At 55.8% G+C, this 1392-nt stretch carries 1 rRNA gene (only partly in view); it reads left to right on the top strand.

Annotated features, from left to right (window positions below):
• Window positions 1–1392, top strand: a 23S ribosomal RNA gene (locus tag ABZ452_RS32315) (it extends 1816 nt beyond the left edge of the window).

Genomic DNA, 1392 nt, shown 5'->3' with positions numbered 1-1392 from the left:
ATGAAGGCTGAGACGTGATGCCGAGCCGATTCAGGTGAAGTCAGTGATCCTATGCTGCCGAGAAAAGCCTCTAGCGAGTTCTTAGCGGCCCGTACCCCAAACCGACACAGGTGGTCAGGTAGAGAATACCGAGGCGATCGGGCGAACTGTGGTTAAGGAACTCGGCAAATTGCCCCCGTAACTTAGGGAGAAGGGGGGCCGGAGACGTGAAGCCCCGCGCGGGTGGAGCGTTGTATGGCCGCAGAGAGCAGGGGGAAGCGACTGTTTACTAAAAACACAGGTCCATGCGAAGAAGTAATTCGATGTATATGGACTGACGCCTGCCCGGTGCTGGAACGTTAAGGGGACCTGTTAGCTCTTCGGGGCGAAGCGGAGAACTTAAGCGCCAGTAAACGGCGGTGGTAACTATAACCATCCTAAGGTAGCGAAATTCCTTGTCGGGTAAGTTCCGACCTGCACGAATGGCGTAACGACTTCCCCACTGTCTCAACCACAGGCCCGGCGAAATTGCACTACGAGTAAAGATGCTCGTTACGCGCGGCAGGACGGAAAGACCCCGGGACCTTTACTATAGCTTGACATTGGTACTTGAGTTAGCTTGTGTAGGATAGGTGGGAGCCGGTGAAGTCCATACGCCAGTATGGGTGGAGGCAATCTTGAAATACCACTCTGGTTGATTTGGGTATCTAACTTCGGACCGTTATCCGGTTCAGGGACAGTGTCTGGTGGGTAGTTTAACTGGGGCGGTTGCCTCCTAAAGGGTAACGGAGGCGCCCAAAGGTTCCCTCAGCCTGGTTGGCAATCAGGTGTTGAGTGCAAGTGCACAAGGGAGCTTGACTGTGAGACTGACAGGTCGAGCAGGGACGAAAGTCGGGACTAGTGATCCGGCACTGGCATGTGGAAGCGGTGTCGCTCAACGGATAAAAGGTACCCCGGGGATAACAGGCTGATCTTCCCCAAGAGTCCATATCGACGGGATGGTTTGGCACCTCGATGTCGGCTCGTCGCATCCTGGGGCTGTAGCAGGTCCCAAGGGTTGGGCTGTTCGCCCATTAAAGCGGTACGCGAGCTGGGTTTAGAACGTCGTGAGACAGTTCGGTCCCTATCCGCCGTGCGCGTAGGATACTTGAGAAGGGCTGTCCCTAGTACGAGAGGACCGGGACGGACGAACCTCTGGTGTGCCAGTTGTCCCGCCAGGGGCACGGCTGGTTAGCTACGTTCGGAAGGGATAACCGCTGAAAGCATCTAAGCGGGAAGCTCGCTTCAAGATGAGGTATCCCACCCACTTTGTGGGGTAAGGCCCCCAGCTAGACGACTGGGTTGATAGGCCGGAAATGTAAGCCCGGTAACGGGTTCAGTTGACCGGTACTAATAGGCCGAGGACTTGACTAC

The organism is Micromonospora sp. NPDC005707 (assembly GCF_040631005.1).
Lineage (GTDB): Bacteria > Actinomycetota > Actinomycetes > Mycobacteriales > Micromonosporaceae > Micromonospora.
Note: the sequence above shows the minus strand (reverse complement) of the source record. Positions and strands in the feature narration are given on the sequence as shown.